18 protein-coding genes are annotated in these 24,141 nt (G+C 64.5%); 1 reads left to right on the forward strand and 17 read right to left on the reverse strand.

Annotated features, from left to right (window positions below):
• Window positions 1–152 precede the first annotated feature (152 nt).
• Window positions 153–2,135, reverse strand: coding sequence for a heparinase II/III family protein (locus tag PX653_RS13245; RefSeq protein ID WP_277418314.1), 1,983 nt, complete (start codon window positions 2,133–2,135; stop codon window positions 153–155).
• Between the two features lie 202 nt (window positions 2,136–2,337).
• Here PX653_RS13245 and PX653_RS13250 point away from each other — a divergent pair, with 202 nt between their 5' ends.
• The gene (locus PX653_RS13250) at window positions 2,338–3,699 is read left to right on the forward strand and encodes a phenylacetate--CoA ligase family protein (RefSeq protein WP_277418315.1); all 1,362 of its coding nucleotides are present in this window, start codon (window positions 2,338–2,340) and stop codon (window positions 3,697–3,699) included.
• Between the two features lie 225 nt (window positions 3,700–3,924).
• Here PX653_RS13250 and PX653_RS13255 read toward each other — a convergent pair whose 3' ends face one another.
• The 16 genes from PX653_RS13255 to PX653_RS13330 all read right to left on the reverse strand — a co-directional run bounded on the left by PX653_RS13255 (window position 3,925) and on the right by PX653_RS13330 (window position 24,043).
• The gene (locus PX653_RS13255; protein ID WP_277418316.1) at window positions 3,925–5,046 is read right to left on the reverse strand and encodes a glycosyltransferase family 4 protein; all 1,122 of its coding nucleotides are present in this window, start codon (window positions 5,044–5,046) and stop codon (window positions 3,925–3,927) included.
• A gap of 19 nt (window positions 5,047–5,065) precedes the next feature.
• On the reverse strand, window positions 5,066–6,304 hold the full coding sequence (locus PX653_RS13260) for a glycosyltransferase (RefSeq protein ID WP_277418317.1): 1,239 nt from the start codon (window positions 6,302–6,304) through the stop codon (window positions 5,066–5,068).
• 5 nt (window positions 6,305–6,309) lie between these two features.
• Complete coding sequence (locus PX653_RS13265; RefSeq protein ID WP_277418318.1) at window positions 6,310–7,299, reverse strand: glycosyltransferase; 990 nt, start codon at window positions 7,297–7,299, stop codon at window positions 6,310–6,312.
• A gap of 151 nt (window positions 7,300–7,450) precedes the next feature.
• Window positions 7,451–8,869 (reverse strand): DUF1501 domain-containing protein, encoded by a 1,419-nt coding sequence (locus tag PX653_RS13270; protein ID WP_277418319.1) that lies wholly within the window; start codon window positions 8,867–8,869, stop codon window positions 7,451–7,453.
• A 9-nt stretch (window positions 8,870–8,878) separates the two neighbouring features.
• Complete coding sequence (locus tag PX653_RS13275) at window positions 8,879–10,651, reverse strand: DUF1800 family protein (RefSeq protein WP_277418320.1); 1,773 nt, start codon at window positions 10,649–10,651, stop codon at window positions 8,879–8,881.
• Between the two features lie 1,076 nt (window positions 10,652–11,727).
• Window positions 11,728–13,833, reverse strand: a complete 2,106-nt coding sequence (locus PX653_RS13280) for a heparinase II/III domain-containing protein (RefSeq protein WP_277418321.1) — start codon at window positions 13,831–13,833, stop codon at window positions 11,728–11,730.
• A gap of 536 nt (window positions 13,834–14,369) precedes the next feature.
• A complete protein-coding gene (locus PX653_RS13285; protein WP_277418322.1) occupies window positions 14,370–15,341 on the reverse strand; it encodes a glycosyltransferase family 2 protein in 972 nt (323 codons plus the stop codon).
• The gene (locus tag PX653_RS13290) at window positions 15,341–16,774 is read right to left on the reverse strand and encodes an O-antigen ligase family protein (protein WP_277418323.1); all 1,434 of its coding nucleotides are present in this window, start codon (window positions 16,772–16,774) and stop codon (window positions 15,341–15,343) included. The genes PX653_RS13285 and PX653_RS13290 overlap by 1 nt, the downstream gene beginning before the upstream one ends.
• A gap of 9 nt (window positions 16,775–16,783) precedes the next feature.
• Window positions 16,784–17,638 carry an oligosaccharide flippase family protein gene (locus tag PX653_RS13295; protein WP_277418324.1) on the reverse strand — a complete coding sequence of 285 codons (855 nt, stop codon included), beginning with the start codon at window positions 17,636–17,638 and terminating at the stop codon, window positions 16,784–16,786.
• Window positions 17,605–18,285 carry an oligosaccharide flippase family protein gene (locus PX653_RS13300; protein ID WP_277418325.1) on the reverse strand — a complete coding sequence of 227 codons (681 nt, stop codon included), beginning with the start codon at window positions 18,283–18,285 and terminating at the stop codon, window positions 17,605–17,607. The genes PX653_RS13295 and PX653_RS13300 overlap by 34 nt, the downstream gene beginning before the upstream one ends.
• 27 nt (window positions 18,286–18,312) lie before the next feature.
• Entirely contained in the window at window positions 18,313–19,011 is a 699-nt protein-coding gene (gene epsI, locus PX653_RS13305) for an exosortase-associated protein EpsI, B-type (protein ID WP_277418326.1), read from the reverse strand.
• A complete protein-coding gene (xrtB, locus tag PX653_RS13310; RefSeq protein WP_277418327.1) occupies window positions 19,008–19,901 on the reverse strand; it encodes an exosortase B in 894 nt (297 codons plus the stop codon). The genes epsI and xrtB overlap by 4 nt, the downstream gene beginning before the upstream one ends.
• Window positions 19,902–19,906: 5 nt before the next feature.
• Window positions 19,907–20,776 (reverse strand): chain length determinant protein tyrosine kinase EpsG, encoded by an 870-nt coding sequence (epsG, locus tag PX653_RS13315; RefSeq protein ID WP_277418328.1) that lies wholly within the window; start codon window positions 20,774–20,776, stop codon window positions 19,907–19,909.
• A 16-nt stretch (window positions 20,777–20,792) separates the two neighbouring features.
• Window positions 20,793–22,199 carry a chain length determinant protein EpsF gene (epsF, locus tag PX653_RS13320; protein ID WP_277418329.1) on the reverse strand — a complete coding sequence of 469 codons (1,407 nt, stop codon included), beginning with the start codon at window positions 22,197–22,199 and terminating at the stop codon, window positions 20,793–20,795.
• A 37-nt stretch (window positions 22,200–22,236) separates the two neighbouring features.
• Window positions 22,237–23,025, reverse strand: coding sequence for a polysaccharide export protein EpsE (gene epsE / locus PX653_RS13325; protein WP_277418330.1), 789 nt, complete (start codon window positions 23,023–23,025; stop codon window positions 22,237–22,239).
• Window positions 23,026–23,068: 43 nt separating this feature from the next.
• Window positions 23,069–24,043: an EpsD family peptidyl-prolyl cis-trans isomerase gene (locus tag PX653_RS13330; protein WP_277418331.1), complete on the reverse strand. Its 975-nt coding sequence runs from the start codon at window positions 24,041–24,043 to the stop codon at window positions 23,069–23,071.
• Window positions 24,044–24,141 lie beyond the last annotated feature (98 nt).

Genomic DNA, 24,141 nt, shown 5'->3' on the forward strand with positions numbered 1-24,141 from the left:
AAATACGCACGTGGCCGCGGCAGCGCCCTCGCTGCCCACGACCCTTGCCGTGACAATGTAACAACCGCAAGGGTAGCGCCAGTGATATAAAAATGTCAATTACATTCTGCTGGTCAATAAGGGAGAGCCCGGTCCGTGCGCGACCGGCCGGCTCAGGCCAGCGACAATGCGATCGTCGTCTCGATCCGCGTCGTCCCCTGGATGCGACCGCGCCAGACGGCGGTGGTGATGCCTTCCTTTTCGTCGAAGCGGCGCGAGATCCAGCCGCCCATCGGCGCTTCGCTGCTGCGCAGCAATTCCGGACCGTCACCGAACGAGCACTGCATGTCGAGGCGGGACCGGTGCCCCAGGGCGAACAGCGCCTGGGCCCGGCCTTCCACACGGCATGTCTCCGCAAAATGCCAGTGCAGTGCGACCTCGTGCGCGCCCCGGCACTCCAGCGTATCGAGGACCACCAGGACGTTGCGGGCAGGATCGAAATCGATCCGGCGCCGATGCAGCACGGGGTCGGCCAGGCGGCGGTAGCCATCCTGCTCGCCCTCGAACACCTGCACGGCCTCCTGCGGAGCATGGCCCAGCAATTTGGCGTTGGCTTTGCGCAACCACATGAAATTGCCGCCGATCTCGGACTGGTCCTGGCCATCCACCTGCACCGTGTTGTGTGCGGCGGTGCTGCGGAAATAGTCGCGCCACGCCTTCTGCGTGTGATACGCGTACGTGCCCGGGTCGGTCAGCAATTCCTCGCCGGCGGCCGACAACGTAAACGCCAGCGCGTCGGCATGGCCGTGCGCGGCAATCGACAGGTAGCCCAGCGGTGCGCAATCGACAACGATGCGCACCTCCCGTTCGGTGCCGAAGTGGCTGCCCAGCAGGTAGTAACCGCCTTGCGGGAACGCCAGCACGGGCTTTTCCTCGCCTGCCGCCGCCAGCGCCTCCCAGCGGGCGGCGCCGTCGGCACCGGACAGCCAGCGGTTCTTGTCGTCCAGCCGGCCCGCCTTGCGCTTGAAGTCGCCGCGTTGGAACAGCAGCGCACAGCTGGCCAGCAACGAGCGGTACGGACTCCAGCCCGGCTCGTACGCCAGCCGCACCATCTGGGCATCGTCGGCATCGCCCGTCATCGGCACGTTGCCGCCTGCATCCATCAGCGCGGCGACAAACTCGGCCAGGCGTTCGAGCCGCTCCAGGTATGCGGCCGAGAAGCCGGCGCCGTTGGCCTGGCCGATGTGATGGCACAGCAGCATCATGTCCATTACCTCGTGCTGGTAATAGATGGCCTGCTCCTTGTTGACGCCGTCTTCCGTATTCTGCTTCAGCGCTTCCGCTTCCAGGCCACGGCGCGCCAGCGCCTGCCAGCGCGCGCTTTCCGGCCAGCACGGCCATTGCACGCTGGCGACAAACAAGCCCATGTACTCACCGAACAGATGGTTGTTGGCCGACGAGTGGCGGGAGAAATAGCCGCGGATGAAGTGGCAATGCTGGTAGATGTTGTCGAGCCAGCGGCGCTGGAACCGGGTGCCCTCCGCGCCCTTGAACAGTGCGCTGTCGGCACCGCCCAGCAACTGCCACGCAAACGCCCAGTTCAGCAAGCGCACGGCCAGCTCGAGCGAACTGGTCCAATGCACACCGTTCGGGTAGGGACACTGGTCGAACCATGACTCCAGCAGCAGGCGTGCGCCGGCGGCATAGCGCTGCTCGCCACTGGCGCGCCAGGCCAGCGCCAGCGTCACCAGCTCCAGGTGGCGGCTGGGCTCCCACAGGTACTTGATGTCGCCAACGACGGCTTCGCGCCGGTAGTCGATGGCCTTGCCCAGCTTCATGGGCGCGACCGTGCCCGTCTTCGGGTCGCGGTTCCATTGCGGCGGGAAACCCAGGTTCAGGCCGCGCATGGCGAACACGTTCCAGCGGCCGGCCAGGATGGCGTCCGCCGCTTGCCGCAACGCGGCAATATCAACGTTGGCGGCGGCGTCGGCGATGAACGTCGCGCCAGTGGAGGCGAGGTCAGGCGCTGGCGCCTTGGCGACGAGTCCGATCCCGACCTTGCTGGCTTTCTTCTGTACCAGCTGACGCACGCGCCATGCAATCTCGGGGGCACCCATCAGTTTCAGGCGATTGATCTTCCAAGCCAACGATGACATACGTGCTGTGTCCTTTCACGATCGTGACATATTGCGTTAACAACCAGACAACAATCATACCATATCCGCCTGCCGCCAATCGGGCCGTACTGGACAGTAACGAAATTGACGCACCGCCACATGTAGAGCTATAGTGTGGTCGATTTATTGATATTTAACCAACCCTCACAACATTCCGCGGCATCCTGCGGAGCGAAATCGTATGCCGTCGACTCTTGCGAAGAACCTGTCACTCCTTACGCGTCACCTCGTCCGGCGCAACCCCGCCGCGCTCAACCGTGCAAAGCAACTGATCGACCGCGAGAAACTGCCGCGCGATGCCATGCTGGCACGGCAGGACCAGCTGCTGCGGCAAACGCTGGAAACGGCCCGCCGGCGCCTGCCTCGCTATGCCACCGTGCCCGCATGTCCGCCGGACGCGGACCCGCGCGCCTGGCTCAGCCAGCACTATCCCGTGGTGGCGAAGGCCGACCTGGTGGCGCACCGCGCACAGTACTATCCCAACGGCGGCAAGGCGCGGCCATGGTGGCCGCTCGGCAAGACCAGCGGTACGTCGGGCACGCCGCTGGAAGTGTTCCGCAGCCTCGATTCCGTCATTTGGGAAGAAGCGTTCCACCTGCAGTTCTGGGCATGGAACGGTTATCGCAACGGCAGCGCCCAGGTCGTGCTGCGCGGCGACCAGATACCGGTAACGGCGGACGGCAAGCCGCCCTTCTGGCTGTGGGACCGTTACGGCAAGCAGTTGTTCGTGTCCACGCGGCACCTGACGTCGAAGAACGCCGGTGTCATGCTGGACCGGATCGCCGCGCTGGGCCCGGCGCAGTTGCGGGCCTACCCGTCGTCGGCCTACGAGCTGGCGCGGGCCGCCGAGCAGCTGGGCCACCCGCTGCGCCTGCGTGCCGTCGTGACGGGTTCCGAGCCGGTGTATCCAACCCAGCGGGAACAGATCGAGCGCGCGTTCGGCTGCCGCATCTTCGACTTCTATGGCATGGCCGAGCGCATCGCGTTTGCCGCCCAGTGCGAACACGGCCACTATCACCTGAATACGGAATACTCGTACGTCGAGATCCTTGACGAGCGCAACAACCCGACGGACGATTTCGGTTATGTCGTGGGCACCACCCTGCTCAACCATGTGATGCCACTGCTGCGCTACCGCATTTCCGACAAGGCCCGCTGGGTGGCCGGCACCTGCCCATGCGGCCGGCACTATCCCCGCATCGAACTCTCGTCCGGCAAGGTGGAAGACCAGTTGTACGACAGCGAAAACAATCCCATCAGCGCCTCCATCATCACCTTCGCGCTGAAGTCGATGGAGCGCATCAGCAAGACGCAGATGGCGCAGGTCGGCCCGGGCACCTGGGAAGTCCGGATCGTCGCCGAGCCTGGCTTCAGCACGGCCGACGAGCAGAAGCTTCTGCACAACGTGCAGACGCTGGTCACCGACAAGGTGCGCACGACCGTGCGCGTCGTCGACGACATCCCGCTGCAGCCAAGCGGCAAGTTCAAGTGGGTCGCCCAGGAGTGGCCAGGCGCCAAGGCGCTGCGTTCGGGCCAGAACTGACCGCCTTGCGCGCGGCGGGCAGGCGCTGTGCCCAGGCCGCTGAAGTAGCCCATCGGCACGGCATGACAAAGGGCACGACCGCTGCGCGCGGCACAGCTGCGGCGTGATTATTCTGCCGTCGAGCGCATGCCGCCGGCAACACGCGGCCAAGCTCGATCCCAAACAAAAAGCCCGCGTGGCGCCACCAGGCGCCGCGCGGGCTTTTGACCTTGCCGGCCTGCCCCGTCAGTTCGGCGCAGCGCCCTTGCCTGCCAGCGTGCCCGCCTGCGCGGCCGGGCCGCTGGGCGCGGCGCCGAGCTGTAAGTACAGCCGTTCGACGCGCGGCATGATCGTCGAGCTGAGGAACAGCTGCTCCACCTTGCGGCGCCCCGCCTCGCCCATGCGCTGCGCCAGCGCCCGATCGCTCAACAGCAGTTGCAGCCGGTCGCGCAGCGCGGTGACGTCGCCCGGCTCGACCAGGAAGCCCTCGACGCCATCCGTCACGGCTTCCGGAATCCCGCCCACGGGCGTGGTCACGACCGGCAGGCCCGCCGCCATCGCTTCCAGCACACTCATCGGCAAACCTTCGTGGTAGGACGGCAGCGCGTACACGGTGGCCGTATTGAGCAGCGCGGGCTTGTCGGCGGGACCGACCCATCCCAGCAGGTCGACCCGGTCCTGCAGGCCCAGCTCGCGCACCGCCGCGCCGGCTTGCTCGATTTCGCCATCGCCACCGAGGCGCAGGCGTGCGTGCGCCAGCTCGGCCGGCAGCTGCGCCGCCGCCTGCAGCAGGTCGTACGTGCCCTTGGCGCGGTTGAGGCGTCCGAGCACGAGCACGGTGCCGGCATCGCGTGCGGACCAGGGTACGGTGGTCGGCTCCGCAATGACCGGATTGTACAGCGCCTGGACATTCGGATTGCGCGTCATCGACCGCACCCAGCGCTCCCACTGGCCCGACAGCACCAGCACGTGGGTTGCGTTGTCGTAGACGTTGCGCACCATCCACTTGCGCAGCTTGCCGCATTCTTCTTCATAGAACTTCATGAATCCGCCACCGTGCAGGTGCAGGATCGTGGGGACACCGAACAGGCGGCCCAACAGGAAGATGGGGTATTTGCGCCAGAAGCTGGCCCGCGACGCCAGATGCACGTGCAGCAATGCCACCTGGCCGCGCAGCAGCATTCCCAGCAACGTCACATAGGCACACAGCATCGCCCGCACCTTGCCCAGCGCGCCACCGTCGCGGTGGGTGGCGATATAGCGAATCGGGAAGCGGCCGAACAGGCCCGCGTCCTCGTACACCTGGACCACGGAGGCGATACCGCCCTTCGTGCCCCGGCTCGTGCCCATCATTACAATTTTCTTCATGGTCTTTCCAAATGTCCGGTCAGCGGGTCGCCAGCAGCGCCGCGTAACGTCGTGCCACCCCTTCGGCCAGCACGCGATAGCTTCGTTTCGATTCGATGTAGGGCGGGCCCGCGGCGGCACGCCGGGCCGCGCCCTGCGGATCGGCCAGCACGCCGCACGCCGCCTCGGCCAATCCCTCCGGCGTGCTGGGCGTGAGCCAGCCGGCTTGCGATTCCAGCATCACCATCTGCTGGTCGGGATTGTCGTTGCCCAGGCTCGGAATGCCGAGCGCCATGTACTCGAGGATCTTGGTGGGCGAATTCGTATCCAGCACGGTACCGCGCGGGAAATACGAGACGGCCACGTCCGCCCCGGCCAGCAACTGCCATGCTTCCGCCGACGGCAGCCAGCCCGTGACATGCACGGCATCGCCAACGCCCGACGCCGCGGCGTGGGCCAGCAGGCGCTCGACATCGACCTTGTGCGGGGCGTCCCCGACCAGCAGCAGGCGCGCGGTCGGGTAGTTGCGGCGGATCAGCACCAGCGCGTCGATGACCATGTGGATGTCGCGCATCGGGTCCAGCGTGCCCAGGTACGCCAGCAGCGGCACCCCTTCCCAGCCCGGCAGGCGGCGCGGTTGTGGCCGCGTCGACAGCACTTCCATATCGACGCCCATCGGCACGGCGCTCATCTTCTCGCGCGGCACGCCCTGGCTGGCCAGCAGTTCCAGCATGGCGTCGCTCTGCACGAAGACATGGTCCGCATGGCGCAGCACTACCTTGTGCAACAGCGCATATTCGGCCAGTCCCTTCAGCAGCACGAGGCGGTCGCGCAATCCGCCACCGGCGCGCAGGCGGGCGCGAGCCCGGTCGATGCGGGCCTCGCACATCAGGAATGACATCCAGTAGGCGAACCGGATTCCACGCAGCCTTGCGATGAGCAGGCCGGCGGTACCGAGGCTGACCATGTCGCGCGCCTGGATCACGTCGCACTGGCCGCGCCGTGCCGACAGCATCGTACGCAGGCAGAGCCAGGCGAACGACAACTCGGTTTTCCAGCGGGCACCCAGCGGCGCGCGGCGCACGGACGCAAAGCCCTGCTCCTGCACGGCCGCCTTGCTGCCCTTGCCCACCACGTCGCACTCGACGCCATAGCGGGGCAGGTATTTACCGAACAGCACGGCCACATCCGCACGGAATGTCGGCAATGCCTCGGGCACGAGCTGGAGGATCCTGACGGGCCGGCCGCGGCCCGTGCTTGCTTCATTTGTATTGCTCATATTGCTCAGGCCAACAGGAAACGCTCGATGTCGGCACCGGGTTCCCCCTGCTTGTCGAGTTGGCGCGCGGCCGCCTCGATACTGGTGGACAGTTGCGCCCGCCACGCGGCGTCCGTCAATGCACGCGACAGCGCGGCGCGCATCGCCTCGACGTCGCCAGGCGGCACGAAACCGGGGTAGTCGCGGCCCAGGTAGGCCTCGATCGATTCGTGGCGGGTCGCGATCATGGGCTTGCCGTTCCGCAGCACGCGCAGCAGCACGCTCTGGCCGCAGGCTTCGCCCTGGCTGCGCAGCGGCATCGCCACCACGCGGCAGCGCGCCAGCAGCGCCTCGAATTCGGGCTCGGACAGGTCGAGGTAAAGCTTGGTCCGCTCGCTGGCCGGCTGCGCCAGGCCATTGCGCATCGAGGCGACGATGACCAGCGGGGCCGGCAGGTCGGCGGCCGCCACCTGCAGCAGTTCATAGTCGCGATTGGAGTAGCCGCCGGCGAAGATGGAGCCGTCGTCCGTGCGCGCGTCGTCCTGCGCGCGGCCGTCGAGATCCTGGCGCCACAGGTGGAAATGGACGTTTTCCGGCGCGATACCGCACTGTTCGATCAGGTTGCGGCTCTCGCCTTGGGAGAACGTGACGAAGCCCAGGCCGGGACCGCGCACCAGGCGCCACAACCGGTTGATGATCTTGCGCAGCCGCGCATTGTGCACGAAACAGGCAAGCACCAGGAATTTCGCCGGGCGCGGCAGTACGCCAAGCTTGATCAGCATCTGCAGCGACAGCGCCTGCCAGCCGATCGCCAGCACGGTATCGTGCCGCGTCCACAGGCCGCGCGCCTTGAGCAGGTGCGGCGACAGCATGGCGCGCAGGATCGCGCTCTTGCCATGAAACCGTACCGCCGCCTGGTCTTCCCCACCCAGCACCGTCACCTTTGCGCCGCGCGCCACCAGGTACTGGGTGATGTCGCGATACCCCCCCGATGGCGTTTGCAGGATATGAATCATCGTTGGCCTCCGGCAGCGCCCTGCACGAGCTTGCGTGCGCAGTAAATCATCGTTCTGTTCTCCAAACGGCGTTGGCAAAAATTGCATTAACGATAATTGTAGCACACGGTAAATCTCGTGCAGCCGTTCCGTCCCGGCGGCAACCCGGCCATCACCCCATGAAGCCGAGATTGCGGGTGCTGAAGTTCTTCAGGTTGGGGAATACGTCGTCGAGGTGTCCGGGCGGCACGCCGAACCAGCGCGCCAGCGTGGCGCCATATTGATCCACAGAAATGTTTGGCAGCAGTGCCCCATTCCCGACGTCCTGGCCGTGCTGCAGGCCGATCTGCGGGAAGTAACCATAGACATCGTGTCCGCGCACGGCGCCGCCGACCACGAAATGGTGCCCGCCCCAGCCGTGATCGGTACCGTCGCCGTTCGAGACCAGGGTGCGGCCGAAGTCGGAGGCGGTGAAAGCGGTGACCTGTTCGCGCATGTTGACACCCATCAGGTTGCCCGTGATCTGGTCGAAATACGCCAGCGCATGGGCCAGCTTGCCCATCAGTTCGCTGTGACGGGTCTTCTGGTTCGCATGCGTATCGAAGCCGCTCAGGCTGACGTAGAACACCTGGCGCTTGACGCCCAGGGTGCGGCGGCCCGCGATGACCCTGGCTACCGTCTGCAACTGCACGGCCAGCGGATTGACGCTGCGCGCACCGGTGATGGGACTGATATACAGGGAGGGCGCGGGGATGCCGCCGGCACCGTCGGCGGCCATCGCCGCCGCCAGCACGCTCTGCGTTTCCAGGGCCCGCCGGGTGACGGCGCTGTACTCGTTCTCGATCAGGTTACGACTGCTCGGCGCGATGACGGCCGCGAGCGGATGGTTGTGGGCGCCGAACAGCGTGCCGTTCATCGACAGCACGCTGGGTACGCCGGCGGGGCTGAGCTGGTATTGCGTCATCGTCCTGCCGCTGACAAATACCGCGTTCTCCGCCGTGGAAATACACGTGAACGTGTTTTTGCTGTTGCCCGCAGCGACCAGGTCGCCGATGCGCCCACCCCATCCGTACGACGCACCTTCCGGCTGCGACGACTGCCAGACGGACTGCTGGTCGTTATGGGAGAACAGCTCGCGCGGCAGCAGCGCGGTGCCATTGCGGTATTCGGCGATCGAGGTGGGCTGCACGAGCGTGCCCACGTTCGCCACCACCGCGGCACGGCCGACGTCGAACATCAGGCGCAGTGGACCCAGCGCCGGATGCAGGCCGAAGTTGCGGCCATTCTGGATCGTGGTGGGGTAGATGCGCTGCACCCCGCCGTTGCTGGTCGCGGCCGGCAGCGAGATCGACGCGGTGTTCGACGTCGAGCGATAGCGCTGGTACTGGCTCCAGGAGTCGGGATCGGTGGCCAGGACCGTGTTGTAGGCGTCATTGCCGCCATTCATGAACACACAGACCAGCGCCTTGTAGTCGCTGGCGGCATTCGCGTTGGCGGAAGCGCCGAGGCCGGCCAGCAGGGGCATGGCGCTGCCGCCTGCCAGCGAAAGGGCGGAGCCGAGGAAGCGGCGACGGGAAGAATTCAGTTCCATAGCAAAACCTTATTTCTGCACAAGATATTCTGGGGATGCCAGCGTCAGGTAGACCGCCAGGTAAACACGGTTGGCCTTGACCTGCTCGAGCGCGGCGCCCTGGCTGGCGGGCACGCGCAGCGACTCGATCGCCTGCACGATCTGGGTGCGCAAGGCGCGCGACATGCTGCCGTTCAGCAAGAGCAGGTCCACGCGGTCGACGAGTGCCTCGGGTTGCAGCGCCAGCGACAGCTCCGCGCCGTAGCCCGGCTTGACGTCATAGTTCTGGCCGATGCCGCGCGGCACTGCCATCTGCATGAAATTCAGGTAGCCGATCACGGAGGTCTCACCCGTCAGCTGCATTTCCGGTGCCGTCAGGCCGGCGTCGGCAATACTGGTACGGGGCGGCGTGTAGTTCGGCCGGTAGAAGTTGAACACGGATGGCGAGCGCATCGGATTTTGCGCGACGCCCGTCAGCGGGTCTTCCAGCGACCAGATCGGATAGGTGCCCGACGTGGAGCGGGCATTGAACGCGCGCAGCCAATGCGCGACACGCAAGATCGGCTCGCGCAGCTTGCCGGCGCCGGCATTGACGCCCGGCTGGGCTTCGGCGTCCAGCAGGATTGCCGTCAGGACGGCCTGCATGTCGCCCCGTTCGCCGCTGCCGTTGTTGGCGAAGGCCGCAGCCACGCGTGCGATATAGCCCGGGCTCGGGTTGCTCGTCACGAGACGCTGGATCAGCTGGCGTGCGATGAACGGCCCCACGTTCGGGTGATTGAACAACGTGTCGAGGGCAATCTTCAGGTCGTCCTCGCCCGAACCGCCGGCCGGGACGGTCTTGCCGAGGAAGCGCTTCTCCGACGTCGAGTGGAATTCCGCGTAGTTTTGCATCGGCAGGCAGTCGCGGTTGGGGCTGGACGACGTAAGAATGCCCGTAAAGCCCTTCTCGTCGGGCTTGCCGCCACCCCAGCTCCAGCCGGTAAACACCTTGGCCAGGCCGACCACGTCATTATGGGTGTAGGTGGGAATCGGTTGCCCGCCGCTCAGCTTTTTCGAACCGTCCTGGTTCAGTTGATGCAAGCCGATCGTCATCAGCTGCATGATCTCCCGCGCGAAATTCTCGTCGGGCGTCGTGGAGTCCGTTTCCGGCCGGTTCTGCATATGGGACAGGTAGATCCCCATGACCGGGCTGCGCGCCACCCCTTCCAGCAGCTCGCGGAAGTTGCCAAATGCGTTCTCGCTCAGCATGTCGTAATAGCACGCCACGCCGCGGGGATACTGGGCCACGGCGCCGTCCTGGAACGAGACAACGAAAATTTGCGACAACGCAAAGGCGACGCGTTCGCGCAAGTGGTCGCTGCCGACCAGCGCATTGCGCCAGAAGCTCTGGAAGAAATGGCTCTCGGTGAGCGAATAGCCGCTGATCAGCTTGCTCGCGGCGTGGTCCATGTAGGCACGGTGCTGGAAGCCTTTGACACCGAACTGTTCCTTCATCCATGCGCGCCGCCCCATCTTGACCACGCGGTCGATCTCATACGCGGTAGGGCCAAAGGTTGCCTGGCTCAGGAACGCCGACGCCTGGGCGGGCGTCACGGCCGACGTGGCGCTGTCGTCGCCGTCGACCGTGGCGTCGGCTGCGCTGACGCCGCCGGCGCGCTTGGGCGATACGGTATTGCTCGCCGGTCCCGCTTCGCCGCCAGCGACAGTGGCGCCGGCATGCGTGACGGTCGGGGCGGTCTGGTCGGCACTGTCGCCCGCGCCACAGGCCGTCAGGGCCAGGATTGCGGCGCAGCTCAGTGACAATCGGAATTTCGTCTGAAACATAGATCCCTCATCTATTTATTGACGACCGGATTCTAGATTCAGACATCGAGTTTTGGTTTGGAAACTATAAGTTCCTATTAAAAATATTGATCATAGTATATTTATTTACGGACAGTTGACGGCATTTTGCGCGAAATTACGGCAATACTTCTCGCATGAAAGTATGGTTAAAAGTTTGATAGGCAAAAAAAGATAGGCGATGTCGCATATGCGCAACATTATTTGATTCAATCTCTATATAACATTGGCTCTGTAAGTGGTTTCGAGAATTACCGGCACAAATTGATTGGCTACCGGAATTTTTATCAGTTTTCTGTGGAAAGTATTATTGAGTGTCGCCATATCACGACACTCCGTTTTGGCGTTGCCGTTTTCTCGCAGACCCGCAGCCAGTGCGGCTTGGCGGCTTATCTATTCATATTCATATGGTTTTCGGGACCTGAATTAGCCCTATTCATACAGTAGCAGCGCGTTCCTACAGCACGGCACCTGTGGCCTTGACCGACCAGAAAAGCTCTGATCAATAGTGTCGCTAATCCCAGACACTTTACCGCGGCATTCGATCTTTTCCGGTGAGCAAGGAACGGCGCCAGCAAAGGCCGGCGGGCGCCGCCCGCCCAGCGGCGGTTTCTGCCGAAATCGCCGGTCGAACCCGGCGGTAGCTGTGCAGCCGTCACCGTCAGCCATTGCGCGGCGCTGCCCGCACGGCGGTTGCCAGCGCCAGCGCCATCCCGGCAGTACACGGAGCGCTGGGCACGCGCCGCGCCCGCTCCGCGCGCGACCGCCTCCGCGCGAACTAACTCATCCATACGCGGTCCGGTAGCCAGGACCACTGTCCCTCCCGGGGTTGCCTGCACCGCTGCACGGCGTGACCAACCCAAGTACGGTGGGGGCTGCGTGACGACGGCGCGGGCGCAGCGCCCACATCGTCATGGCCGGGGTACTTCGTGCCGGGGCGCGGTCTGGTAACGGCGCAGCAGTTGCATGATTGCCTGCTGCCCGGGCAAAAAAAAACCAGCCCCGCAGGGCTGGTTTTCGTGGGTTGCCGGCGCGGCTCAGCGTGGCAGGGCCAGGACGTCGCGACCGACGGTCAGGGTACGGCCGCTGGCGGTTTCCGTGATGCTGTACGGCGTGTTCTTGCATCCGACGTCCAGCAGAACCACGAACTCGGCCTTGGTAGCTGCCGTCGTCCGGACATACGTACCGTGTTCCTCCATCGTCCCGGCCTTGACCAGGCCACCGCTGCGCTTTTCGAAACGGGTGCCGCTGGTCAGCGAACGCAGGCACACCGTCTTGCCCTGGTACGTGACCTGCGTCGTGCCGTTGGTGTTGGCGACGATCGGTGCCAGCGTGTGGAAGTTCCACTCATACGTGCGTGGCACGTTGGCCGCCAGCGTGTCGTGCACGACGACGGTATCCGTGTTGCGCATGTACCAGACGCGCCGCGTGTTCTGCGTCAGCGCCCCGCCAAAGGCCGGCGCGGCATTGCCCGCGACGAAATACGTGTTGCCATAGTCGCCGTAGCTGGTGATGCTGCCGTTGTACTTGCGGGGCTCGCGCCAGCCGGTGATGTACTGGCCAATACCACCGTCATAGGTGACCGCGTTGTGGGCCTTCGTCTGGCGGTACCAGTTGTTCCAGTTGGGCGAATCGTACCAGTCGTAATAGCCGGACTCGGTGATCAGCGGGATGCCGCCCTTCTTCAGCACGAAACTGTTCTGGTCGCCGTGGCTGTGGTTGAACGAGCCGTACGGGCTGGACTTGAAATATACCGACGTCCGGTTAGCATCCGCCATATTGCTGTGGAAGGCAGCCCAGCCGATCGACGGGAACAGCACGGCGTTGGCCGGCGGCGTTGGCGTCGCCACCGTATTTGCCGGCATCGGATACGGACCTTGCAGATAGCTCAGCGGGTCCTCGATACCCGGCAGGTTGCGGGCGTACCATGCCGCTTCCGGCGTCTTGAACCGCAGGGCCAGGGCTTTCATGTAGCGCATGTCAGGGGCCGTCTCATGGGCGTCGCCGAACAGGTGGTTCTTGGAGCCTGGAGGCATCATCTGCATGAAGAAGTTCAGGAAACCTTTCGTCCACGGCTTGTCCAGCAGGTTGACACCCGTTGCCTGGGCCAGCGGTTGCCAGATCACCAGCGACAGGTCGATCGTGTATTCACCATAGGCCGTGCCGTTGGCGAAGCCGCCCTCCGGGCCGCTCCATGGGCTGAGCGAGCTCACATACGCGCGGTAGGAGAAATTGAACCACGTCTTCGCCTCGGCGAACTCGCCGATCGCCAACGTGGCCGTCAGGGCCAGGAAACCGATGTTCGTGCCGCTGTGCGAGTCGAGCGGATACTGGTCCATGTCGCCTTTGCTCAGCGCGAGCGCCCCGTAGATGGCATTGCCGCGCACGCGCACGTTCTCCACCCAGCGGGCGCGGCGCGTCGAATCGAGCGCGCCGGCCAGCATGTCGACCGTCTTCATCAGGCTGAGCGAAATCGCCCGCGTTGCCTGGTCCTGGTTTTCGTAGCTCGTCGGGCCGGTAGGGCTCAACGAGGCCAGGTTGTCGCCGCGGCGGATCGCTTCGGTAAGATAGCGTGTCTCGCCGGTCAGGCGGTACAGCAGGCCTGCCTGTTCCATCTGGCGGGTGATCGCGGAGATGGCGTTGCGGATCGACGCGTTCTGTGCGGCATTCTCGGCGGTCTGCAGCTTGCCCGTGACCAGCGGCCACTGGGCATCGCTGACGTCGGCCAGGGTCGTGACGGCGTTGAGCGTGCCGTTGATCATGCGCGTCATGTAGGTGCCGCGTTCGGCTCGCATCTCGGCAGGCCAGTCCTTGTACAGCGGCAGGCCGGCCTGCAGGCCGCGCGGGCGCGCCCGGGCCTGGATGCGCTGCACCAGCACGTCGTCTTCCGGCACTTCGAACTTGAGCGATTCCGTCCCGATGACGAACGTTCGATCGGACGACCAGTCAGTCAGCGTGGACGGGCGCACGCGCCAGGTGTACGTGCCGTTCTGCAGTGCCAGGGCGGGCAGATACCAGTTGCGGAAGGCCGTGAACGTCTTGACCACCGTCGTGCCGGAACGGATCTCGAGCACGTACGAAGCCGGGTTCGTCGAGTGGCGCGGCCACGCGAACGTCGGCGGATTCTGTACTTGGGTGCGCATGTTCGATGGCGTGGCAACGACCACCAGCGGATCACTTGACACCGCCCAGTCAGCCCGGGCAGCACTGGCCACCCCAAGGCTTAGTGCGAGCACGGCGCAAGTGAAACGAAGTGTAGGGAATTTCATCAAGTGGTTCTCCAGGGAACAAGGGGGGAGCGCCGATGGGCCTGCGTCTTCTGTCGGGGCTCGAATGATGGGCGAAGTACGAAAGACCGCGCTCGAATGATTGTCCATTATACGGAGTTATTGCCGCAGGACAAGCCGGGAGCCATGCTTCCCCACGCGAATTTTACTGTCGAGTGCGGATTTGCCTCGCCATAAGTGCAACTAACTTTACGGCTTGCTAATTGAGGTGCTAACGAGGAAACGGAAACGATTAACCGTCGGTAATCGCCGTTTAATTACCGCCAGAGAATGCCATGCGAAAAGGGGCCTGGATGCGGATATCGCCCGGCCTTGCCAGCACAGGCTGGCCGGCGGCAAAAGGGTAAGCGGACTGGACGAGCGATAACCGGGGGGCCTCGCTCGCCATTATGTCAGGTTGACGTGCTCTTATTGACGGTGATCAGTTCCGGTGTGCGCGATTTGCGCCACGCATTCCACCGCCGTGCCATGGCGGGCGAGAACGCAACCGTCATCATCACGGCCGCAATCCAATGGCGCGACCAGGCCCGCCGTCCCCGCCACAGTTCCGCCAGTGCCCTGCCCCGCTCGCCGGCTTCCATATGCTGGCGCGCGATGCCGACGCGGGCGTGGGCCACCAGGCGCAATGCGGCCCGGCCCTCGCTGCCACGGATGTGCCCGGCCAGCGCACGCTGTTCCAGCCGCTCGTACACAGGGGTCAGCTTGCGCCGAGCCTGCGTGATCACCAGGCTGCCTGCCACGTCCATGCGGTAGGCAACCAGCGGTAACGGGCAGTACACCAACGGATACCGCTCACCCACGCGGAACCACAGATCCTGGTCTTCGCCGAGCGATTCGCCGACCGGGAAGCAGGGCTGCATGGCCTGCAGCACGGAGCGCCGGATGGCGATGGAGTTGGTGTGCCACATCTTGCCGTCGTGGCTGCGGCGCTCGAAGAAATTCGTCACCAGCTCGACCGGCAAGGGCTGCGGTGGCGCAACATTCCACTCCGCCGCCACATAATCGCGCACCCAGCGGAAACAGGTGGCGAAATACTGCTGGTCGGGATGGCGCGTCGCCATTTCCGCATGGGCGGCCAGATAATGCGGGCCGTACCAGTCATCGGCATCGAGAAAACAGACGAGCTCGCCTTTGGCGGCATCAATGCCGCGATTGCGCGCCCGGGAAACACCGCCATTCGGTTGCTGCACCAGCCGAATGCGTGGATCGGTGAAGCGCCGGATCACCTCGACACTGTTGTCGGTGGAACCGTCATCGACCAGGATAAGTTCCCAATCCTGATGGGTCTGCTTTAATACCGAAGTAATCGCAAGTTCGAGATATGCGGCCTTGTTATAAACCGGGACCACCACAGAACACAGCATCAAGCCACTCCTCGCTCAGTCATTCCCATGCCGGGCGCAACCATCTGGCGCCGGGACGCCGCTTTGGCCACGGCCGGCGCATGATAATAGCCCGTCAACACGATCAGTAACAACAGGTGGCCGATGGTATCGAGGCCAAAGCCCGTCATCAACAAGGGCACTTCGCTGACGCTGCGCATCAGCAGGGTCAGGAACAGCGCCAGCGTGAGGCCGCCACTGACACGTGTCGTCTTGATCACGAGATACATCAGGATCAGCGCATAGACGACGAGGCCGATCAGGCCGACGGTGCCCGCGCTCGACACGGTCTGGAAGAACTGCCCGTGGGCGTGGACCGCGAACGGCATGCGGATACTCATCTGGAAGGCCGTGTTCCAGATCGTCAGGCCATACCCGAACACGGGATTGCGCCGCCATTCCTCCAGCGCGACCTCCCAGATCTGGTCGCGGCCGCTGAAACTGCTCAGCTGGGCACCCTCCTTCGAGTTCGCGATGGTGGCAAGCTTGGCCCCCACGTCGCCGAACATCAGTACCAGCACGATCGCCGTCAACAGCAGCATCGCGCCGCCCACGACCGCCACCGGCAGCAACGGCCGCCGATGGTCGGCAATGCGGTGCACGATCAGGTCGCGGTAGCTGTAGTAGCTGATACATCCGACGGTCAGCAGGAACGCGATCCAGCTGGTCTTCGACTGGGTCAGCAGCAGTGCCAGCAGCCCGAAGCCCGCCGCGGCATAGGTCAGCCAGCGCCGCTTGAACGGGAAGCGCCACAGGCAGATCAGGAAGATGACGGACAGCGGCCCGAGGATGTTGGCGTGTGGCGCCAGGCCCATGAAGCGCAGGTGCAGTCCGGGGATCAGGCCCACGTAGTCCAGGTCCGCCACTTTCGACGGCTTAACTACGAGAAACATGAAACTGGCGACAATGAATGCGAACAGGGAATTACGCAGCGTGACCAGCGTCGTTTCGACGTCGCGGATCGAGAACAGCAGCACGGCGGTCCCGAAGATCCCCACGTACAGGTAGTCGTGGGAAACGCTCGGATAGCGGCCGAACAATGCCGGGCTGACGATATTGGTGGCAAAGAACAACAGGAAGCCGACCAGCAGCAAGGTCGGCAGCGGTGTCGCCGGCCGCGTCGAAACGAGCCGGTTGATGATTCGTTCGCCGCAGGCCAGCAGCACGAACGCCGAACTCAAGCGGCCAATCCAGATTGCGATCGGACTGCGCGCCACGTTGGCAACCGGTCCGGCGAGCGAGGTATCGCGTGCGATCATCGCAATGAACAGCGCCCCCGCGAAAATTGACATATAGAACACATAAGGCACCAGGCCGTGTTCGCGTTTGTGACCCCAGTGCATCGCCAGCGCCAGCGCAAACAGCGCCGCGAGCGCGAGCATCGCAACAATGAGGACGATCAGTATTTCGGTCATGTTAGTTTCTCATCCAATACTGCATTTGGAGCGCAGGTACACGCCCAGCCGCGCCGGCACGGGCGGGCTGAAGCGGCCGAGCATATCGATCACCCGCCGTCCCATCAGGGCCGGCCAGGCCAGAACGGCGACGAGCGGGAGCAGGACCCCGCCGACGAGTCCCGCCGCCAGCTGGACAATGGCAAGCTGCTGCAGCGGCGCCAGCGCCTGGCCCGCATAGGCACCGGCCGCGGTCGCCGCCATCAACAGCGCCGAGCGCCAGGCGATCGCGCCGATGCTGGCCGGGTCGACTTTCAGTCGCACGCAGGCGGCCGTGGCGATGACCAGCGCGCGGGCGATCAGCGTACCCGCCGCAACCAGGGCGGCCATCAGGGGACCCTGCGCCGCGAACAGCCACAACGCCACGGCGGCGCCGGCCAGCACGGGTACCTGCAGGATGCTTTCCAGGTGCTTGCCGCCGGTATTCCACAATACAGGGGTGGACAGGCCCCAGCAGACATAGGCCGGCATCGCCAGTGCCAATGTCGCCAGCACCGGGCCCGACGGTTCCCAGCCCGGGCCGTACAACACGGCGATCAGTTGCGGTGCCACGCAGGACAGCAGCACGAACACAGGCGCCACCAGGATCCAGACACTGGCCTGGATGGCGACATAGGCCTCGCGCAACCGGGCCGGATCGTCCTGCAGTTTCGTGCCGGCCGCCAGGAACGCCGGTTGCAATGCCGTCAGGAACAGCGAATTGGGCGTGTTCGCAAGGTTGTAGCCGATCGTGTAGATACCGACCGCGTGCGCGTTCAGGAACCGTCCCAGCAGCAGGCGGTCGATATTGTTCAGCAACCAGTTGCACAGATTGGTGAAGAACACGGTGACACCGACCGACGTCGAACGCCCTCCCCCGGGTACCACAGCAATGGCTTGATCGAATGGGGCGACCGGATATAGGTCATCACAAGCCCCGCGGCAGCCTGCGACAGCCAGGCCCCCACGAGTGCCCAGACGCCAGCACCCAGCCAGGCCAGCGTAATGCCCACCAGCAGGTAACCCACGACGTAGCTGACGATCTGGATGATGTTGATCATGCGGAAGTCGAGCTTGCGGCGCAACAGGTTGGTGCCGGGCGTCGTGACCGCGTTGAGCACGCAGGTCAGGCTGAGCCAGCGGACGATGTCGACGATGCGCGGTTCCTTGAAGTACTCCGCCACGAGCGGGGCGCACAAGAAGAGCACGACCGATGCCAGGCCGCCGGACAACAGCTGCCACGTGAACGCAAAACGAATGTCCTGCTCCGTCAGGGTCTGGTTCTGCACGAGCCCCCAGGAGAACCCGAAGTCGGCAACGAAGTTGCTGAGCGTGAGCACGATCAGCCCCATCGCGAACAGGCCGTAGGTTTCCGGCCCCAGCAGCCGCGCCAGGACGACCTGGGTCAGCAACTGCAATACGAACCGGATGACCGTGCCGACCGCTGCCCATTTGACCGCGCTGACGCTCTTCTGCTTGATATCACTGCTCATGTTTCACCGCCGCCAGGCAGGCCCGTTTCAGCTGTTGGGTGCGAGGTTGGCCGAGGCACCGATCAGGCGCGCCCGGTCCGGTGCGGGCAGGTTGCCCACCAGCGCGCGGATGAATTCGCCTTGCAGCGCGTAGGCGCGCGAGGCGTCGGTATCGATCGACGAGACGCGCACCAGCATGCCGTCGGGCACCTGGCCCGTCAGGCCGATCTTGAGCTCCTGCAGCCGCTGGTCGAAGCCAGGGCGTGTGATCGTGTCGCCGATCGTGATCCAGTAGGTGATGGGCTCGCTGCGCGCACCCGCCACCGCGAGCAGCTGGCGCACCGGCAGCGCGCCCTGGTCGGTCGCCACTTCGGCGGACTTCACGTCGCGGATCCCGAATCCCTGGGCGGCGTAGCACACTTCCGGCTTGTGCACGCCCATGTTGTCGCTCTGGTCGCCGCCATACGCGATCGACAGCATCACGCGCTCGCCGCGCGAGTTCATGTAGGTCCGCGACAGCGTCTGGTTATAGATACGGTTCAGGCGCGTCTGGGTGTCCGGATCCACTTGCAGCGGCACGACCATCGGGTCGACTTTCCAGTCGCCGAAGTTGCGTGGCACGCCCGTGTCGAGATCGAACTTCGCGCGCTTGTCGGCCATCTTGGCCGTCGGCGCCACCGCGTAGGTGATGGCCGCCGTCGACGCCATCAGTGCGAACAGCACGGTACCGAGGGTCTTGTTCTTCATGCGTGTACTCCACGACGTTCACGGCGTCGGACGACCCACTGCAGCAGCGAATCCATCGACAGGATCAGTATCAGCGCCGTCACGAACAGCACCATCCCGGCAAAACCGTGCAGGAAGCCCTGCCCCGCCGCATCGCCCAGGTAGAAAGTCACGAGCGTCAGCACGATCACGCGGATCACGTTGGCCGTAAACGAGATCGGAACGATCAGCACCGCCAGTGCCAGGTTGCGGAACGCCGACGTATGGCGCACGACGTTCAGGTAGAACAGGCCCAGCGCTTCGAGCGTCAGCAACGTCTGCAGCCCCGCGCACGCGTCGGCCACCAGCAACTGGTACTGGCCGATCTGCAGGATCACGCCACTGCGTGCGATCGGCAAGCCGGCGGCGTACAGGATATGTTCGGTGACATACGATACGGCCATCTTCATCGGCATCGTCAGCATGCTGACGATCGGTCCCGGCAGCGGTACCAGGAACAGCATGAAGAAGAACGGGAACCACTGGACGCGCAGGCTCGGCGTCCCGCGCTGCAGCAGCACGAGCGCGATCGCCACGAACTGCAGCGACAGGATCTCGAACGAGAGGATCTGCTGCGAACGTCCGAGAATGTACATCAGCAGGCCGAGACCCAGCAGGCCCCAGCCGGCGCGCGACGGCTGCACGGGCTGCGCCATCATCGTTGGCAGGTTACGCCACATCAACCACAGCGACAGCGCCAGGATGATCGGGCCGTGGGCCTGCTCCTCGCCCATCCATGCCCCGGTCGGCGACAACAGGCGGTACAGCGTCGGGACCAGCAGCAGGACAAAACCGGCGGCGATGGGCAGCCAGTCGGGAGCGGACCGGCGCAGGGCGGTCATGCCGTCCTGCGCGGCTAATTTCTCGGCCATGTCCATCAGAAGCTCACGAGCACGGAACCGACGATCTTGACGCCGGTTTGCGTCAGCTGGTCGCTCAGCGCGCTGACGGCGCTGACCGGCGTGGAATCCTTGCGAGCCACCAGCAGTACGCCACCGGCGCGGGCGGCGACGGCGACCGCATCTGCGGCCGTCGCCGGCACGTCGTACAGCACCACGTCATAGCGGCTTTCCAGCTGCGTGTTGAGGGCCGTGAAGCTCTCACGGCTGAGCAACTCCTGCGGGTTCGGCGGCAACGTGCCGGCCCCCAGCACCGACAGGTCGACGAACGACTCGATGCGGGTGATCGCACCGAGGTCGGCACGACCGGCCAGCGTATCCGACAGGCCCTGGCGCTGCGTCAGGTTGAAGATCTCGTGCTGGCGCGGCTTGCGCAGGTTGGCATCGACCAGCAGCGTCTGTTCGCCCAGTTGGGAAAACACGACCGCCAGGTTGGCCGCAAACAGGCTGGCGCCGTCACCTGGCCGGGCGCTCATCACGACCAGCGATTTGTGTCCGCGCGCGAACCAGCGCAGCATCAGCTGGCTGCGCACGGCGCGCAACGTTTCCACCTGTGGCGTGAACGGCTGGTAGGCCGCCACCAGTTGCGAAGAATACTTGCCTTCGCCAGCCTGCAGGTATGGATAGTCGAACTGGCGCGCCAGGACCTGCTGGATGTCCGCTTCGGTAATCAACCCGAGGCGCTGGGCCGCTTCGCCGAAGCGAATCCCCAGTTCCTTCTGCATCCGCAGCACGCGTTCAGCTCCCTCTGGCGTGATCTTGCCCGATTCCAGCAGCAGGCCACCGATACTGGAGCCGGCATTGCGGGACGGCGTTGCCGCGGCCAGGGGAATGGTTGCTTGGTTCATCACTATCTCCAACAAATCAGGTTAAACGCAGGCGGCGCGGCATCAGCGAACCCAGCACGCCAGTGCGACGGTGGGCCGACTGCTTCCAGTCGATCGTGCCCAGCATCGGAATCTCCAGCCCTTCGCTCAGGTCGTTCGCCGAACGGACACGGCGATCGAGCAGTTCGATGACGAGCGCGGCGCCGAAGCCCAGCATGATGCCCAGGAAGACGGACAGCAGCAGGTTGCGGAACACCTTCGGACCGTCCGGCTCGGTCGGCACCGTGGCCGGATTCAGGATCGCCACGTCGGACTGCTCGGCCTGGCCTTCGATCCGGGTCTGCGAACCGCGCTGCGACGTCGCGTCGAAGGCGCGCTGCGCGCTTTCCACGTCCTTCAGCAGCACGCCCATCTCGTCGCGAGTACGGTTCAGTTCCAGCACCTTGGCCTTCTGTTCGGCCAGCGCGGCGCGGATCTGGGATTCACGCTGCGACAGCACGGTTGCGTTGTTGCCCACGCTTTGCGACGTCAGGCTGATCTGTTCGTTCAGGTCGCGGCGCAGCTTGGCCACTTCGGCCTGGGCGCTCTGGTATTGCGGGTGGTTACGACCCAGGCGCTGGCCGACTTCGGCCAGTTTCGCTTCGGCGTTGCCGAGGCCGACGCGCAGGTTCTGGATCAGCGGGTTGGCGTTGACATCGGGGGACGCGCCGGAGCTGCCCTGCGCCATGCGCTGGCGCGACGTCGCTTCCATCAGCTGGGCCTGCGCGGCGACGAGCTGTGCGGACAGGTCGTTCAACCGGTTCGACTCGACATCCAGGCGGTTGTCGACGCTGACGATACCGTGTTCCTGCTGGTACTTGGACAGGCGGCTCTGCGCCTTTTCCAGGTTGTCGCGCAGCAGCTTGGTCTGCTGGTCGAAGTAGTTCGATGCGCGCCGCATCGGATCGACCTTCAGTTGTACCGCGGCGTGCATGTATTCTTCGGCGAAGGCGTTGGCGACCGCGGCAACGAACTGCGGATCCGAACCGCTGAAGCCGATCTCGACCACACTGCTCTCTCGCGACGGCGCCACGTCCAGCTTGCGCAGCAGCAGGTTGGCCAGCCAGTCACGCACCGTGCCCTGGCCTTTGGTCGCCTCGTTGAACTGCTCGATGACGGCCGGGCTGTTCGCCAGCTGCATACGGTCGATGACGCGCAACGCAACATTCTTGCTGCCGATGATGTCGATCTGCGTGGCCATGTAGCCGGGCAGCAGGTTGCCCGGCATCGTCATGCCGGTCAGCGGGTCGACACCTTTGTAGTTCAGCAGCACCGTGCTGTTCGCTTTGTACGTCTTCGGCATCAGCAGGCTGAGGACCGTGGTGGCGAGCACCACGGCCAGCAGCGTACCCAGCACGATTTTCTTGCGCGCCCGGAGAATCAGCAGGAGTTGAGAGAGATTCATGAATACACCTTACACTTGAGGAAACGCGAAAGCCGCGTTAGAACAGGCTTTCCTTGACGTACACGATATCGTCCGTCTGCAGCAGGTCATCATGCTTGGCGTCGAGGACCTGGATCTTGCCCTGGGCATCGCGGCGCTTGATGCGCATGCCGCGTTCGGTGCCGCGCTGGGTCAGGCCACCGCCGACGGCCAGCGCCTGCAGTACCGTCATCGAACGCTCCAGCTTGAACGCGCCAGGGCGCTGCACTTCACCGTAGATGTAGAAGCGCGGTGCGCGCTCGACGTAGATGATGTCGTCCGCGGACAGCTCGACGTCGCGCTGCAGTTCGCCGCTGCGCATCATCTCGACGATGTCCAGCGACTCCTTCGTGACGGCGCCGTTGCGCTTGCGGATCAGCGTGATCGAGTCGGCACCGTCGGCGCTCATGCCACCGGCCAGCGCCAGCATGTCCAGCACGGTACGCTTGCCTTCGATGGGGAAGCGGCCCGGGCGGTTGACCTGGCCCAGCACGGAGACTTGCTGGCTGGAGATGCCCGTGACCAGGATCGTCACCTGCGGCTTCTTGATGAAGCCGCCGCTGTCCAGCAGGCTGGCGATCTTGCGCTCGGCGGCCGGGATTTCCAGCCCGCCGACCTTGACCTGCCCGACCAGCGGGAAGGTGATGTTGCCGCTCTGGCTGATCCGCGTTTCCGTGGCCAGGTCAGGGCTGCCGTATACGGAGATCTTGACGACGTCGCCGGCGCCCAGCGTTGCATCGGCGGCGTTGGCCCACCCCATGGCCAGCGTCATCAGGCTTGCCAGCATCCACATTACCAAACGTTTCATGTTCTTTCCTTCTTTTTTACGAGATTCGATCGATACGGCCGGCTTACTTCAGCCCGGCGACGCCGCGCGCGGTGGCATCTTCCGACGCGCCGGCCTTGTCCGCGGCAGGTGCCGCCGGTGTCGTTGCCGCTGCCGCCGGTGCCGCGGCCGCCGCAGGCTGGTTCATATATTCGATCTTCGCGGTCGAACGCAGCTGCTTGACGGCCGCTTCCGCCGCTTCCTTGTTCTTCTTATTGAACAGGAACTGCTCGATCTGGCCGCTGGCCTGTTCCAGCGTCACGGGTGCATCCTTGATCTCGTTGATCGAGATCAGCATGCTGCGCGCGCCTTCGCGAATGATGAACAACTGGCCCTTCGGCATCGCCTGCAGGCGAGCGCTCAGTTCAGGCGGCAACTCGGTGGTGCTGCGCGACAGCTGGGCCCGGCCGTACTTGACCTTGTGCTCGTCCAGCCAGGCAGCCACTTCCTCCAGCGACTTGGCGGAATCGATCGCACGCTTGACTTCCTCGGTCACGTCGGCCGTCGCCAGCACCAGCTGACGCATGTCGAGCTGCTTGCGGTTCGAGAAGAACTGCGGATTCTGGTTGTAATACGCTTCCACTTCCGCCTTGGTCGGGCGCGCCACGGTGCCGATCCGCTTCTGCAGATAGGCCTGGGCGACGATCGTGGCCTTGGCACGTTCGATCGCCTGGACCACTTTCGGGTCACGGTCAATCTTTTCCTTGGCCGCTTCGCTTTGCAGCAGCTGGCGGTCGATCAGCGCTTCAAGCAGCTGCTTGCGCGCCGCTTCCTGTTGCGCCATCTGGGGATTCACACGCGTCAGCTCTTCATTGAGCTGCAGTACCGTGATCTCTTCGCCGTTGACGCTTGCCAGGGCCTGGCCCTGCTTTTTCTCGGCCTTCTCGCCGCAAGCGGACAGGACAGCGGCAGCCAGCACCAGCAGGCCGGCGCTCAGCACCCGACGGTGGCTATATTGCCCCTGGCGCGTTGCCAGGCTGTGTTGTTCAGAATGTTTCAAAAGACTCCTCCGGTTCCATGTTTTAGCGCCGTGGCGGATTGCCGGTTCAGCGGTTCAAATATTTGCAAAAATATCAGACTAGAGATTACAAGACAACT

The organism is Pseudoduganella chitinolytica (genome assembly GCF_029028125.1).
Classification (GTDB): Bacteria; Pseudomonadota; Gammaproteobacteria; order Burkholderiales; family Burkholderiaceae_D; genus Rugamonas; species Rugamonas chitinolytica.

What these genes read in the sequence shown, in the direction of transcription:
- PX653_RS13245 (WP_277418314.1), bottom strand. Translation starts at nt 2,135, where the DNA reads ATGTCATCGTTGGCTTGGAAGATCAATCGCCTGAAACTGATGGGTGCC.
- PX653_RS13250 (WP_277418315.1), top strand. Translation starts at nt 2,338, where the DNA reads ATGCCGTCGACTCTTGCGAAGAACCTGTCACTCCTTACGCGTCACCTC.
- PX653_RS13255 (WP_277418316.1), bottom strand. Translation starts at nt 5,046, where the DNA reads ATGAAGAAAATTGTAATGATGGGCACGAGCCGGGGCACGAAGGGCGGT.
- PX653_RS13260 (WP_277418317.1), bottom strand. Translation starts at nt 6,304, where the DNA reads ATGAGCAATACAAATGAAGCAAGCACGGGCCGCGGCCGGCCCGTCAGG.
- PX653_RS13265 (WP_277418318.1), bottom strand. Translation starts at nt 7,299, where the DNA reads ATGATTCATATCCTGCAAACGCCATCGGGGGGGTATCGCGACATCACC.
- PX653_RS13270 (WP_277418319.1), bottom strand. Translation starts at nt 8,869, where the DNA reads ATGGAACTGAATTCTTCCCGTCGCCGCTTCCTCGGCTCCGCCCTTTCG.
- PX653_RS13280 (WP_277418321.1), bottom strand. Translation starts at nt 13,833, where the DNA reads ATGCGCACCCAAGTACAGAATCCGCCGACGTTCGCGTGGCCGCGCCAC.
- PX653_RS13285 (WP_277418322.1), bottom strand. Translation starts at nt 15,341, where the DNA reads ATGCTGTGTTCTGTGGTGGTCCCGGTTTATAACAAGGCCGCATATCTC.
- PX653_RS13290 (WP_277418323.1), bottom strand. Translation starts at nt 16,774, where the DNA reads ATGACCGAAATACTGATCGTCCTCATTGTTGCGATGCTCGCGCTCGCG.
- PX653_RS13300 (WP_277418325.1), bottom strand. Translation starts at nt 18,285, where the DNA reads ATGAGCAGTGATATCAAGCAGAAGAGCGTCAGCGCGGTCAAATGGGCA.
- epsI (WP_277418326.1), bottom strand. Translation starts at nt 19,011, where the DNA reads ATGAAGAACAAGACCCTCGGTACCGTGCTGTTCGCACTGATGGCGTCG.
- xrtB (WP_277418327.1), bottom strand. Translation starts at nt 19,901, where the DNA reads ATGGCCGAGAAATTAGCCGCGCAGGACGGCATGACCGCCCTGCGCCGG.
- epsG (WP_277418328.1), bottom strand. Translation starts at nt 20,776, where the DNA reads ATGAACCAAGCAACCATTCCCCTGGCCGCGGCAACGCCGTCCCGCAAT.
- epsF (WP_277418329.1), bottom strand. Translation starts at nt 22,199, where the DNA reads ATGAATCTCTCTCAACTCCTGCTGATTCTCCGGGCGCGCAAGAAAATC.
- epsE (WP_277418330.1), bottom strand. Translation starts at nt 23,025, where the DNA reads ATGAAACGTTTGGTAATGTGGATGCTGGCAAGCCTGATGACGCTGGCC.